The following is a 13,068-nucleotide window of genomic DNA, read 5'->3' as shown; positions in this document are numbered from 1 at the left end:
TGGAAAAGGCCGCCCGATTGGGCGGCCTTTTCTCTGGTGTTATGGCGCAGGGAGCAGCCTCTGGGCATCGGATCGAGCATCTGCATCCAGCCAGCGCTCATAGGTCGGCCACCATGCTGCCCTGAACTCGGGACCTGATATCAGGCTGTTCACACGGGCGATCAGTTTCTCGCTTACCGGACCACGACTGCAGACCACATGGCTTTGGGAAACCGCCGGCACATTCTCGAGCGCAAAAGACGTTAGTCGCGTTCCCGGCAAGCGGCGATTGCGAGCAAAGTAATATCCAGCCTGAACCGGGGCGGCGAATGTGTAGTCGAGGCGCCCCGCCGCCAGCATCCGCATGGCCGTCATGGTGGAGACGACGTCATAGGTTTCACGACGGTCGCGCATCCGTTTTAAAAAGCCGTCGATTGCCTGCCCATAAACCCGATCGCGACTGTGGCCGATGACCATGCGTGGCAGGGCTTCCAGCGCAGAGAAGCTCAGGAGACCGTCCTGGTTGAGCAAGGTTCGCAGGTGGGCCGCCGTGCGCTCGGTCGCAACCAGTCGATTGCCGAGCGTGCGGTAAGCGGGCTGGCTGAATAGCAGGCTCTGTTCACGGCCATTGGTTTGCAGCAGGGCGGGATGGCAAACACCGTCCATGGTATCTGCCATGGAGAGAAATCGGGGTAGGTTGGTGCGCTCGATAGCGTGCGTGAATTCAGGTGTGCGATCGATCAGATGGGCCAAGCCTCGGTCGACATAACCTGGTTCGGTATCAACCCCGGGAGCGGTCGTTACGGGTGAAAAGATGGGCACGACCCAGGTTATACGTGATTGTTCCTGGGCCTTCGACACCGGCACCAAAGTCAGAGTGATTGCACAACTAAGACCCCATGCCCAAACGGTTCCCAGAGTTTTTCTAAACCGATCTTGCATTACTGACGCCCGTCTCGCGCTGTGCTTGTCGCCACTTAAGTTCTGAAAAGCGAAGGGCGCGGTCCAGTGGGTCTTTATACGGGGCAGGGTGAGGTTAGTGGGTCGGAACGAGCGCAGTTGCGTCCCGGCGGGCATTCTCATCCAGCCAGCCCTCATAGGCGGGCCACCAGCTTTTCTTGAATTCTGCGGTGGGAATAAGAGCGTTGATCCGGGCAATCATCTCGTGGCCAATGGGACCTTTGGAGCAGGCGAACCGGCCCTCCATAAGGTGGGGGACACCTTCCACGGCAAAGGATGTCAGCATCGTATCTGCCGACTGGTCATCCTGTTGCAGGTAATAACCGGCCTCAACCGGTGTCGCGAACGTATAATCAATCCGCTGGAGCGACAGCATGCGAATGGCAGTGCTGGTTGAGTTCACGTCGTAGGTCAAACGTCGCTCATCCATCCGGCGCAAAAACGCGTCGATCTCGACCCCAAAGACGCGGGTTCGACCATGCCCGATCATAAGATCCGGCAACGCTTCCAGATCGTCGAGCTTTAAAGCCCCGTTCTTGCTAAGCAACGGCCGAATCTTTTCGGCGCCTTTGGCCGTGGTGATGAGCCGATGGCCGAGGGTGGGATAGGCTGGGTCGCTGAAAACGAGGATTTGCTCGCGGTCCGGCGTCATCAAAAGCGCCGGATTGCAGATACCGTCCTGCTTTTCCGCAAGCAGGACGAAACGGGCAAGATTGACCCGTTGAATCTTATGGTCGAATTCAGGAGTTCGCTGAATGACTAACGCGAGAGCCCGGTCAGCATATCCAAGGCCGCCGACCGATCCCCCGGCCGTTGCGATGGTCGCCGGTGGAAAGACAGGAACGATCCAGGTGATTTCCGGAAGCGCTTCAGCGGCGATTTGAGGCGATACGGCCAACAGAGCGACAAGGAGCGCGCACTTGAACAGGCCTCTCCTCACATTGATCTTCATAACAGCTCTTCTGAGACTAGGATGCCGCTATCAAGCTGCCTAGTAATTCGGGGTCACCGGAAGCGACGCAATTCTACTGAAACGATGGTGCGTTGCAATAAAAACTGCAGCCGTGAGCCATGTTATCGCTGGCGGGTAAGGGCTCGCAGCTCGTTTTCCAGGGCATTCAGGAAGTTCGACCGGTCGCGGGGAGTAAAACCGCTGTTGTAAGTCTGCTGGCCGGTGCTTTCGCGCAGATGTTGCTTCAGCTCGCGCATCGCCAGGGCCATGCCGATCGACGCGTTGGTGAAGGGTTTGCCGGTGGGGCCGAGGACGCGGGCGCCCTTCTCAAGGCAGCGGGAAGCCAGCGGGATATCGGCCGTAATCGCAACGTCGCGATCGGTAATTCTTTCGGCGATCCAGTCGTCGGCGGCATCGGCACCATGGGCAACCACGATGGTCTGGACAAGCGGATTACGGCTGGGCCGCAAGCCGCCGTTGCTGACGATCTGGACAGGCAGATTATGGCGGGTCGCGACTTTCTCGACTTCCTCCTTTACCGGGCAGGCGTCGCCATCGACGTATATAACCGTACTCATTTGCCGAGCCAGTCAGTGACCAGCCGCTCTATCTTTTCCGGTGGCTGGTTGAGCAGATCGACGGCGGAGGGGCGTTCCTTTACCAGCAGAACGCCCGCATCTTCGGCGATATCGGCCAGCTTCAGGAAAGTGTCGTGCGGTCCGTTAAAGATCACCCCGTCGAGGCCGGGGGAGCGCAGAGCTCCCAGAGCCCGGCCGCTCGCCGTTCCGCAATCGAGAGCGATTTTGATTTCGAGATCGGGGAATTCCTCGCCGATCATCTGCCCCAGCGTGACCATCCAACCGACGCCCACATCGGCGGCGGCAAAGGGCGCGCTGAGCAGGGTCACGCCGACTTTCAGTTCCAGGGCAATCGTTGCCACCTGACGCGCCTGCGCCAGATCATAAACGGCAACGGCGCGAGGCCAGCCCCACGTCGTTGGATCCGGAGATTTATCCCCCCAACCGAACATAGAGCCGCCCTCGCGCCGTTAGATCGACCGATCTAAAAAGTTAGATCAGCTTTGCCATTGCCGTAGCCGTGTCCAGCATACGGTTGGAGAAGCCCCATTCGTTGTCGTACCAGGCCAGCACGCGAACGAATTCGCCTTCGATGACCTGAGTCTGGGTCAGATCGAAGGTCGAGCTATTGGGGTTATGGTTGAAGTCGATCGAGACCAGCTCGGCATCATTGGTGCCGAGGATGCCCTTGAGGGGGCCGGCAGCGGCGGCCTTGATCGCGGCGTTGATCTCTTCAACGGTCGTGGCCTTCTTCGGCACGAACTTGAAGTCGACGACCGAGACGTTCGGGGTCGGGACGCGGATCGAGGTGCCGTCCAGCTTGCCCTTGAGGTGCGGCAGGACGAGACCGACGGCCTTGGCGGCACCGGTCGAGGTCGGGATCAGCGACAGGCCGGCGGCGCGGGCGCGACGCAGATCCTTGTGCAGGGTGTCGACCGTGTTCTGGTCGCCGGTATAGGCATGGATCGTGGTCATGTAGCCACGTTCGATACCGACGGCGTTATCCAGGACAAATGCCACCGGGGCCAGGCAGTTGGTGGTGCAGGAGGCGTTCGAAATGACCGTGTGGTCCTTCGTCAGCTTGTCATGGTTGACGCCATAGACGACGGTCAGGTCGACGCCATCGGCCGGGGCCGAGACGATGACGCGCTTGGCACCGGCGGTCAGGTGCATGGCAGCCTGTTCGCGCTTGGTGAAGATGCCGGTGCATTCGAAAGCGATGTCGACGTTCAGCTCGCCCCAGGGCAGCTTGGTCGGATCACGCTCGGCAGTGACCTTGATCTTGCCCTTGCCGTAGTCCAGCCAATCGTCGCCGGTGGTGACGTCGAAGGGGGCGGTGCCATGCACCGAGTCGTACTTCATCAGGTGGGCGTTGGACTTAACCGGGCCCAGATCGTTGATGCCGACGACGGTAATGTCGGTGCGGCCGGATTCGGCCAGCGCACGCAGAACCATGCGGCCGATACGGCCGAAACCATTGATGGCGACGCGAACGGTCATTTTTCTTAGGTCCTTGTTTAGGTCAGGCGACTCGTTAATTCGTTAGCCAATCCGCAGTTGGCTTAGGCCAACTGCTTCTTGACGGCGGCAACAACGGCTTCGGTCGTGATGCCGAAATGTTTATACAACGCCTCGGCCGGGGCGGAAGCGCCAAAGCCGGGCATGCCGATAACATTAGCGCTCGAACCGACGTAACGTTCCCAACCGAAGGTGGCCGCAGCTTCGACCGCAACGCGCGGGCCGGTGCCGAGAACCTCTGCCTTATATTGGGCGTCCTGCTGTTCGAACAATTCCCACGACGGGAAAGAGACAACCGCAACAGGGATGCCTTCGGCGGCCAGCGTCGCCTGGGCTTCCAGGGCGAGGCCGATTTCCGAACCTGTCGCCAGGATGGTCGCCTTACGGGCGCCCTTGGCGTCCGAGAGCACGTAGGCGCCACGGGCCGACTTGTTCTCGCTGGTGTGCTCGGTGCGGTTGACGGCGACACCCTGACGGGTCAGCGCCAGCACCGACGGACCATTCAGCGAGAGGGCCAGCGCCCAGCATTCCGCCGTTTCGACAGCATCTGCCGGACGGAAGACCTTGAGGTTCGGGATGCAGCGCAGGGCCGCCATATGCTCGACCGGCTGATGGGTCGGGCCGTCTTCGCCCAGACCGATGGAGTCATGGGTCATGACATAGACGACCTTCTGATCCATCAGGGCCGACAGGCGGATGGCCGGGCGGCAATAGTCGGTGAAGACCAGGAAGGTACCGCCGAAGGGCACGACGCCGCCATGGAGCGACAGGCCGTTCATGGCAGCGGCCATGCCGTGCTCGCGGATACCGTAATAGATATAGGTGCCGTCGTAGCTGCCGGGCGCGATCGGCTTGGCAGCCTTGGCCTTGGTCAGGTTCGAGCCGGTGAGGTCGGCCGAACCGCCCATCAGTTCCGGCATCACTTCGGTCAGGGCGTCGATCACCATGCCCGACGACTGGCGGGTGGCGATCTTCGGGGCTTCGGTCGAGAACTTCTTCTTGATGGCATCGACGGCGGCAGCGAAGCCTTCGGGCAGTTCACCCGAAACGCGGCGGCTGAACTCATCACGGGTTGCACCATCGGCATGGCCCAGGCGATGGGTCCAGGCGTCATAGGCGGCCTGACCGCGCGCACCGGCCGACTTCCAGGCATCGGCAACGCTGTTCGGAACCACGAAGGGTTCGGCGGTCCAGCCCAGGGCGGCGCGGGCGCCGGCGATTTCCTCGGCGCCCAGCGGCGAGCCGTGCGAACCAGAGGTGCCAGCCTTCTTCGGCGCACCGAAACCGATGACGGTGCGGCAGGCGACCAAGACCGGCTTGTCGAAGGTCTTGGCCTTGGTCAGCGCGGCGTCGATGGCTTCGGGATCATGGCCGTCGCAGGACAGGGTCGCCCAACCGGCAGCTTCGAAACGCTTCAGCTGGTCTTCGGAGGAGGAGAGCGAGACCGGGCCGTCGATGGAGATCTGGTTGTCGTCCCACAGCACGATCAGACGGTCGAGCTTCAGGTGGCCTGCCAGCGAAATGGCTTCCTGGCTGATACCTTCCATGAGGCAGCCGTCGCCCGCGATGACGTAGGTGTGATGGTCGACCAGCTTGTCGCCGAACTTGGCGTTCAGGATGCGCTCGGCCAGCGCGAAGCCAACCGAGTTGCTGATGCCCTGGCCCAGCGGACCTGTGGTGGTTTCAATGCCGGAGATATGACCGAACTCTGGATGACCGGCGGTCTTGGAGCCGAGCTGACGGAAATTCTTGATGTCGTCGATGCTGATATCTTCATAGCCGGTCAGATGCAGCAGGCTGTAGATCAGCATCGAGCCGTGACCGGCCGACAGGATGAAGCGGTCACGGTCCGGCCAGTTCGGATGGCGCGGATCATACTTCAGATGGCGCGCGAACAGCACGGTCGCGACATCTGCCATGCCCATGGGCATACCAGGATGGCCGGACTTGGCCTTTTCCACCGCATCCATCGAGAGGGCGCGGATGGCGTTGGCCATCTGCTTGGTGGTCGGCACATCGAGCTTGGGCAGAGTTTCGGACATCGGGCGCGGGCTTTCCTGTCGAATAAGGGGTGCCACCGGCAGCCTTAGCGTGGCTATAATACCAGGGCGAAAAGTCGCGGGGACGATGGCGTCTGACGCTATCGTCGTCAACAGCATTTCAGGCGCGTCTGACGCGCATGATGCGAACAGCATTGTCGTCGGAAGACTTGCCCGGTAGATATAGTAGCTATGAGCACGTCGGATCAGAACTATGCCCAGGCAGTTGGGCGGTTAGAGGCAGCGGTACAGCGCCTCGAATCGGCCATTCACACGCGTCCTTCGGTCCCGCCGGAGGAACTGAACCGCCTCAGCGGTGCGCTGCGTGCTGCTGAAGATCAGAATTCCGCCCTGGTGGCGGCAAACCGCAAAGCGGCCGAACGGTTGGAATCAACCATCGGACGTTTGCGTGGCCTGCTGAACGGTTGAGGCAAGAAATGCCCGAACTCGATGTCCTAGTGAATGGCCGCAACTATCGCGTGGCATGCGGCCCAGGCGAAGAAGATCGCCTGCTGCGTCTTGCCGCCGATCTCGACCGTCGGGTTCAGGGGCTGGTCCGCAGCTTCGGTCAGGCGGGCGAAGGGCAGTTGCTGCTGGTCGCTGCCCTGCTGCTGGCTGACGAACTGGACGAAGCCAAGGGCGCCGTCAAACAGATCGCAGGCCTGGACGAACGTGCCAGCGAGTCGCTGAACCAGCTTGCCGACCGGATCGAGCAGCTTGCAGAAAGCCTCGAGCACGCCTAAGTATGGGGGGCGGCGACTGCGCGGCTCGACAGGTAGCGCAATCCCCCTGGCCGATTTTCTTCCATTGGGAGCTGTCCCTGTCGGGGCCCTGGCCCCGGTAAATGGCGCCCACCTGCTTGATGCAGGCCTTGGAGGATGTCATACACCATCGACCGATGTGGTCGTCGCGCTTCCTCCCCGTCTGCCATGAATGATCTCGACGCCGAAAAGGCGCGCCTGCGGGCCGATCTTCGCCAGCGACGCAAAAGCCTTTCTGTTCAGCAACGGGAAGCGGCAAGCGAGGCCGTGGCCCAGCGGTTTCTTGATAATGCGGGCATCTTGCCACCGGTTGTCGCCGGGTATTGGCCGGTGGGCAGCGAACTCGATCCTCGCCCGCTGATGCATCGCCTGATCCATGCCGGTGTCACAGTCGCATTGCCCGTAGTGGCCGCCCTGGAGGCGCCGCTTCTGTTCCGCGCCTGGCTGCCGACCGATCTGTTGATCGAAGGACGGTTCGGGTTGGAGCCGCCGTCCGATAGACCGATGCTGGTTCCTGATTTGCTGCTGACGCCCTTACTGGGGTTCGATGCCGACCTGTATCGCCTGGGGCAGGGTGGTGGTTTCTATGATCGTACCATGGCGCTCTATCCCGCTTGCCGCCGAGTCGGGTTGGCATTCGGCTGCCAGGAAGTGCCGTTGGTGCCACGCGGTCCGTTCGATCTGCCGCTGCATGCAATGATAACTGAGCGAAAAATCATAGGCAGAATAACGAGTTAGTGCCTCATTACGGTATTCAGGTAATATTTGTGCGGTATTACCGTCTGGCATATTGCCTATTTTCTTAAGCTTAAGCAGCATGCTCCTGTGATTATTTTGTGATGGAATGTCGGGGCAGCTGACCATGGACTTTTTAAAGAATCTCGTCGAATCGAAACGGTTCGAGAGGGCGATCATCGCGCTGATCCTCCTTAATGCTATTACACTCGGGCTAGAGACCTCCAAGGCCGTTATGGATGCGGCGGGTGGGGTCATCGAACTGCTGGATCACATCATCCTGGCGGTTTTTGTTTTCGAAGTGGTGGCGCGTCTCGTCGTCTATCGCCTCAACTTTTTCAAAGACCCCTGGCGCATCTTCGATCTGCTGATCGTTGTTATTTCGCTACTGCCGGCAACCGGCAATCTCTCGATCATGCGAGCGCTGCGTGTTCTGCGCGTGATGCGCATGGTGGCGATGGTGCCTTCGATGCGCCGCGTGGTGAATGGCCTGATCGGCTCGTTGCCGGGGATGGGGTCGGTTACGCTACTGCTTTGCCTGGTGTTTTACGTCGCGGCTGTCATGGCTACCCGGCTCTATGGCGAGGATTTCGAGGAATTCTTCGGCACTATCGGCGCCTCTTCCTACACCCTTTTCCAGATCATGACGCTGGAAGGTTGGTCAGGTGAGGTGGTCCGTCCCGTGATGGAAAAGCATCCGCTGGCTTGGGCGTTCTTCCTGCCCTTCATTCTGGTAACGACCTTCACCGTGCTTAATCTCTTCATCGGCATCATCGTTTCGGCGATGGAAGATTCCGCCAAGGAAGAAGAGGTCGAGCAGGGCAACGCCCCGGCCACGGCCGATCAGCAGACGCAGATCCTTGAGGAACTGCAGGCTCTGCGCCGGGAAGTGGCTGTGCTGCGGCAGTCCACGGCTGCTCCGGTCGCCGGAGAATAGAACTGACAAGCGGGTGGCGCGTTGCGTCACCCGCTTTTCTCACTCTAGAAACTTTACGTGCGCGTAAAGTTAGCTAGAGTGATAGGCGATGAAAAACTCCTACACCATCGCCGAGCTATCGGCTGAGTTCGGCGTTACGGCCCGCGCTATCCGTTTTTATGAGGATCGCGGCCTGATCGTGCCGACGCGCAAAGGCAACCGGCGGGTCTTCAGTCCCCGCGACCGGGTGCGCCTGCGCCTTATACTGCGCGGGAAGCGCGTTGGTTTGACCCTGGATGAGATCCGGGAAGTCATTGATTTTTACGACGTCGGCCAGGACGAAATCGGGCAATTGCAGCTTCTGTTGGATAAATTGCGCCATCGCCGCGAGGCTTTGCTGGCGCAGCGCCATGATATCGACGTCCTGCTGGATGCCCTGGAGAGCCTGGAAGCAAATTGCACCGAGGGCTTGATCGCCTTGCGGGACGGTGGCAAACTGCCTCCTAAGTTGACGGTAACGTCAAGTTAGAGAGGCGGAAACTCCCGTCTCACTGGGAGGAAACATGACGCTAGCGGAAAGTTCTGCGACCGATAGGGTCGCGGCGATGATGTCCAGTCAGCCGTTTGTCGTCGCGATGGGGGTGAAGCTCCTGTCGGCGTCAAAAGGCGCTGTCGATCTGGAATTGCCCTTTCGCGCCGATCTGACCCAGCAGAATGGGTTCTTCCATGGCGGCATCGTCGGAACCCTGGCCGATATTTCCGGCGGATTTGCCGCGACCAGCCTTGCGACTTTCGATCAGAACGTCCTGACGGTCGAATATAAGATCAATCTGATGGCCCCTGCAGTCGGCGAGAAGCTGATCGGGCGCGGACGGGTCGCGCGTGGCGGCCGGACTCTGGTCGTGACGAACATCGAGATTTTTGCGGTGAAGGGCGGGGTCGAGAAGATCTGCGCCACTGCCTTGCAGACCCTGATGATTTTACCTGCCGCGCAAGCGGCATAACGTCAAAGGTGCCGCTCAGGCAGCCTGAACTCGATAAGCGGCGGCAAGCCGCATTCATATTCCGGGAGAAGACGTCCATGGCCGTCAACGAACTGCGGACCCTCAATCACAATCTGGGCGACGATCTGGAGATGTTGCGCGATACGGTGCGCCGCTTCGCCGCCGACCGGATCGCCCCCTTCGCGGCGGAAATCGACCAGACCAACGAGTTTCCGAACCATCTCTGGCGCGAGATGGGGGAACTGGGGATCCTTGGCATCACGGTGCCGGAGGAATATGGCGGCGCGGGTATGGGCTATTTTGCCCATGTGATCGCGATGGAGGAAATCAGCCGGGCCTCGGCCTCGGTCGGGCTGTCCTACGGCGCGCATTCCAACCTCTGCGTCAATCAGATCAAGCTGAACGCCAACGAGGAACAGAAGCGCAAATATCTGCCCAAGCTGATCTCGGGCGAGCATGTGGGCGCGCTGGCCATGTCGGAGCCTGGAGCGGGGTCCGATGTCGTCTCGATGAAGCTGCGGGCTGAAAAGCGCGGCGATCATTATGTGCTGAACGGCAACAAGATGTGGATCACCAACGGCCCCGATGCCGACACGCTGGTGGTCTATGCCAAGACCGATCCGAGCGCGGGGCCCAAGGGCATCAGCGCGTTCCTGATCGAAAAGGGCATGAAGGGTTTCTCGACGGCGCAGAAGCTCGACAAGATGGGCATGCGCGGCTCCAACACCTGCGAGCTGGTGTTCAGCGATTGCGAGGTTCCGGCCGAAAACCTGCTGGGAACCCTGGGCAAAGGCGTCAATGTCCTGATGTCGGGTCTGGATTTCGAGCGCACGGTGCTGTCCGGCGGCCCCATCGGGATCATGCAGGCCTGCCTGGATGTGGTGATCCCCTATATTCATGACCGCAAGCAGTTCGGTCAGGCGATCGGCGAGTTCCAGTTGATGCAGGGCAAGATCGCCGACATGTATGTCGCGCTCTCCGCCGCGCGCTCCTACGTCTATGAGGTGGCGCGGGCCTGCGAGCGCGGCGAAGTCACGCGCCGGGATGCTGCGGGCTGCATTCTCTATTCGGCTGAAAAGGCGACCTGGATGGCGCTGCAGGCGATCCAGGTGCTGGGCGGCAATGGCTATATCAACGAATTCCCCACCGGCCGTCTGTTGCGCGATGCCAAGCTTTACGAGATCGGCGCCGGAACCAGCGAAATCCGCCGCTGGTTGATCGGTCGCGAGATTTTCGGCGAGACTGCCTAAGTTATTTGTCTACGAATGGAGGGCGTTCCATGCACGATCCGATCGTCATAGCTGGCGCGGCGCGCACAGCTCTGGGTGGTTTTCAGGGCGAACTGTCCGGTTTGACGGCGCCAGCGCTGGGGGCTGTCGCGATCAGGGCGGCGCTGGGGTCACTCGCGCCCGACCATGTGGATGAAGCGCTGATGGGCTGCGTTCTGCCCGCCGGTGTCGGTCAGGCGCCCGCGCGTCAGGCTGCGCTGGGGGCGGGGCTGCCACAGGCGGTGCCGTGCTCCACCATCTCCAAGGTCTGCGGATCGGGCATGAAGGCGGTGATGATCGGCCATGACGCGATCCTGGCCGGTTCCGCCGGGATCGTAGTGGCGGGCGGCATGGAGAGCATGTCGAACGCCCCCTATCTGCTGGATAAGGCGCGCGGCGGTTATCGCCTGGGGCATGGCAAGGTCCTGGATCATATGTTCCTGGACGGCCTTGAGGACGCCTACGACAAGGGCCGCCTGATGGGCAGTTTTGCCGAGGATACCGCCCAGCATTATCAGTTCACCCGCGAGGCGCAGGATGCCTATGCCCTGGAGTCGTTGGCGCGATCCCAGAAGGCGCAGCAGGCCGGTGCCTTTGAAAAAGAGATCGCAGCGGTCGAGGTGAAGAGCCGGAGCGGTGTTGCGCAGATCCTGGTCGACGAACAGCCAAGGTCCGCCAAGCCGGAGAAGATCCCGACGCTGAAACCCGCTTTCCGCGATGGCGGCACGGTGACGGCGGCGAACTCCTCCTCCATTTCTGACGGTGCAGCGGCGCTGGTGCTGATGCGCCGTTCGGAGGCGGAGAAGCGCGGGCTGGCGGTTCGGGCGGTGATCCGGGGCCATGCGGGCCATGCCCAGGCGCCGGCCTGGTTCACGACGGCCCCGGTCGGTGCGATGAACAAGCTGCTGGATCGGATCGGCTGGAAGGCTGGTGACGTCGATCTTTACGAGGTGAACGAGGCCTTTGCGGTGGTTGCCATGGCGGCCATGAAGGAACTCGACCTGCCGCATGACAAGGTGAATGTCCATGGCGGCGCCTGCGCCCTGGGTCACCCGATCGGCGCCTCGGGCGCGCGCATCCTGGTGACGCTGCTCCATGCGCTCGAAACCTATGATCTGAAGCGCGGCATGGCGTCGCTCTGCATCGGCGGCGGCGAGGCCACGGCGGTTGCTATCGAGAGGGTCAACTGATGGGTGCGCCGGTTTTAATCGTCGGTGCCAGCCGGGGCATCGGCCTCGAACTGGTGCGGCAGTATCGCGCCTTGGGGCGTGAGGTTCTAGCGACCCATCGCAAGCCGGAAGACGCGGCGGCGATCACGGCACTGGGCGCCACGCCCTATCGCATCGATGTGACCGAAGAGGCGGCTTTGCCGGGTCTGGTCGATGTGGCGGAAGGGGCGAAGGTCGAAACGGTCATCCTGGCGGCAGGCATCCTGCTGGAAGCCGACCGCACGATGGACCCGGCCGTCATGGACGAGGCCGTGTTCCTGGAGTGCATGCGCGTCAATGCGCTGGCGCCGATGCGCCTGATGTTCCAACTGGGCCATATCCTGCCGCGTGGTGGGCGGATTGGTGTGCTGTCGACCCGCATGGCCAGCAAGGAACTGCTGGTCAGCAGCTATAACACCATGGCGTACCGGGCTTCGAAAGCGGCGCTCAATATCGCCGTCAAGGCGGCGGCCAATGCCTATGCCGCGAAGGGTGTCGCGATTTTCGCGATGCATCCCGGCTGGGTGAAGACGGACATGGGGGGAAGCGGGGCAGAGGTCGAGATCGCCGATTCCGCTGTCGGGCTGATGCAGATCGTCGAGCGGGCGGATGAAGCCACCAGCGGCGGCTTCTTCAATTACACCGGCGAAGCGCTGCCGTGGTAGGCGACCGGGGTCAAATGGCGATGCACCATCTTCATGATCGCATCGACCGACAGGGGAACTTGCACACATTCGGCGCAGCCCGCTGCGATGGCGTGCCGGGCACTTTCGGGCGAGGTGGCAAAGCCAAGGAAACGCAAATCGTACTTCTTGCGGGTGAACTGCTCGACCAGCGGCAAGACACTGTCCTGCCAGCCTTCCAGGGCCAGCAGTACAAGAAGTCCACGGTCGGCGGCGGCAAATTCGGTATTGGCTTCGGCCAAGCTGGAGATCTTGACGGCCGTAAAGCCATCGCGTTCCAGCAGGTCTCCATACAACACCAGATCGGCTCGTCGGGGCGACAGGACAAACACCCGGCGTTTTGTTGCCCGGTTCATGGTCCACATTCCCAAAAATCAGAACAAGTTAACTATTTATACACTAATTCGCGACTCAGGCAAGAAACAACCCGAAAATTTAACAGTTATTTTACTTTTCCCTTGGGTGTA

At 61.1% G+C, this 13,068-nt stretch carries 16 protein-coding genes and 1 other RNA gene; 10 read left to right on the top strand and 7 right to left on the bottom strand.

Annotation, left to right across the window (positions count from 1 at the left end; genetic code table 11):
- Positions 1-39: 39 nt before the first annotated feature.
- The 6 genes from ACFSM5_RS11615 to tkt form a co-directional block, all read right to left on the bottom strand.
- Positions 40-732 carry a hypothetical protein gene (locus ACFSM5_RS11615; RefSeq protein WP_379876560.1) on the bottom strand — a complete coding sequence of 231 codons (693 nt, stop codon included), beginning with the start codon at positions 730-732 and terminating at the stop codon, positions 40-42.
- Between the two features lie 283 nt (positions 733-1,015).
- Complete coding sequence (locus ACFSM5_RS11610) at positions 1,016-1,891, bottom strand: hypothetical protein (RefSeq protein WP_379876559.1); 876 nt, start codon at positions 1,889-1,891, stop codon at positions 1,016-1,018.
- Positions 1,892-2,013: 122 nt separating this feature from the next.
- Positions 2,014-2,469 (bottom strand): YaiI/YqxD family protein, encoded by a 456-nt coding sequence (locus ACFSM5_RS11605; protein ID WP_379876558.1) that lies wholly within the window; start codon positions 2,467-2,469, stop codon positions 2,014-2,016.
- Positions 2,466-2,921, bottom strand: coding sequence for a hypothetical protein (locus ACFSM5_RS11600; protein WP_379876557.1), 456 nt, complete (start codon positions 2,919-2,921; stop codon positions 2,466-2,468). The genes ACFSM5_RS11605 and ACFSM5_RS11600 overlap by 4 nt, the downstream gene beginning before the upstream one ends.
- Before the next feature lie 40 nt (positions 2,922-2,961).
- Positions 2,962-3,969 (bottom strand): type I glyceraldehyde-3-phosphate dehydrogenase, encoded by a 1,008-nt coding sequence (gene gap / locus ACFSM5_RS11595; protein ID WP_379876556.1) that lies wholly within the window; start codon positions 3,967-3,969, stop codon positions 2,962-2,964.
- A gap of 62 nt (positions 3,970-4,031) precedes the next feature.
- Entirely contained in the window at positions 4,032-6,029 is a 1,998-nt protein-coding gene (gene tkt / locus ACFSM5_RS11590; protein ID WP_379876554.1) for a transketolase, read from the bottom strand.
- A gap of 189 nt (positions 6,030-6,218) precedes the next feature.
- Here tkt and ACFSM5_RS11585 point away from each other — a divergent pair, with 189 nt between their 5' ends.
- The 10 genes from ACFSM5_RS11585 to ACFSM5_RS11540 all read left to right on the top strand — a co-directional run bounded on the left by ACFSM5_RS11585 (position 6,219) and on the right by ACFSM5_RS11540 (position 12,583).
- Entirely contained in the window at positions 6,219-6,455 is a 237-nt protein-coding gene (locus ACFSM5_RS11585; RefSeq protein WP_379876552.1) for a hypothetical protein, read from the top strand.
- Positions 6,456-6,463: 8 nt separating this feature from the next.
- On the top strand, positions 6,464-6,769 hold the full coding sequence (locus ACFSM5_RS11580; protein ID WP_379876550.1) for a cell division protein ZapA: 306 nt from the start codon (positions 6,464-6,466) through the stop codon (positions 6,767-6,769).
- A gap of 10 nt (positions 6,770-6,779) precedes the next feature.
- A non-coding RNA gene (ssrS, locus tag ACFSM5_RS11575) (6S RNA) lies at positions 6,780-6,937 on the top strand.
- Positions 6,938-6,955: 18 nt separating this feature from the next.
- Positions 6,956-7,525 (top strand): 5-formyltetrahydrofolate cyclo-ligase, encoded by a 570-nt coding sequence (locus ACFSM5_RS11570; RefSeq protein WP_379876549.1) that lies wholly within the window; start codon positions 6,956-6,958, stop codon positions 7,523-7,525.
- Between the two features lie 124 nt (positions 7,526-7,649).
- On the top strand, positions 7,650-8,459 hold the full coding sequence (locus ACFSM5_RS11565) for an ion transporter (RefSeq protein ID WP_379876548.1): 810 nt from the start codon (positions 7,650-7,652) through the stop codon (positions 8,457-8,459).
- Positions 8,460-8,547: 88 nt separating this feature from the next.
- Positions 8,548-8,967, top strand: coding sequence for a MerR family transcriptional regulator (locus ACFSM5_RS11560; RefSeq protein WP_379876546.1), 420 nt, complete (start codon positions 8,548-8,550; stop codon positions 8,965-8,967).
- Positions 8,968-9,001: 34 nt separating this feature from the next.
- Positions 9,002-9,442, top strand: coding sequence for a PaaI family thioesterase (locus ACFSM5_RS11555; protein ID WP_379876544.1), 441 nt, complete (start codon positions 9,002-9,004; stop codon positions 9,440-9,442).
- A gap of 77 nt (positions 9,443-9,519) precedes the next feature.
- A complete protein-coding gene (locus ACFSM5_RS11550; protein WP_379876543.1) occupies positions 9,520-10,692 on the top strand; it encodes an isovaleryl-CoA dehydrogenase in 1,173 nt (390 codons plus the stop codon).
- Between the two features lie 29 nt (positions 10,693-10,721).
- On the top strand, positions 10,722-11,900 hold the full coding sequence (locus ACFSM5_RS11545) for an acetyl-CoA C-acyltransferase (RefSeq protein ID WP_379876542.1): 1,179 nt from the start codon (positions 10,722-10,724) through the stop codon (positions 11,898-11,900).
- Entirely contained in the window at positions 11,900-12,583 is a 684-nt protein-coding gene (locus tag ACFSM5_RS11540) for an SDR family NAD(P)-dependent oxidoreductase (protein WP_379876540.1), read from the top strand. The genes ACFSM5_RS11545 and ACFSM5_RS11540 overlap by 1 nt, the downstream gene beginning before the upstream one ends.
- Here the strand turns inward: ACFSM5_RS11540 and ACFSM5_RS11535 are convergent.
- Positions 12,556-12,957: a DNA-binding transcriptional response regulator gene (locus ACFSM5_RS11535; protein WP_379876539.1), complete on the bottom strand. Its 402-nt coding sequence runs from the start codon at positions 12,955-12,957 to the stop codon at positions 12,556-12,558. The two genes, ACFSM5_RS11540 and ACFSM5_RS11535, sit on opposite strands and share 28 nt — an antisense overlap.
- Positions 12,958-13,068: the final 111 nt, after the last annotated feature.

It is taken from the genome of Lacibacterium aquatile (assembly GCF_042683105.1).
GTDB classification, from domain to species: Bacteria; Pseudomonadota; Alphaproteobacteria; order Elsterales; family Elsteraceae; genus Lacibacterium; species Lacibacterium aquatile.
The sequence above is the reverse complement of the archived record's forward strand: the minus strand, read 5'-3'. Positions and strand labels throughout refer to the sequence as shown.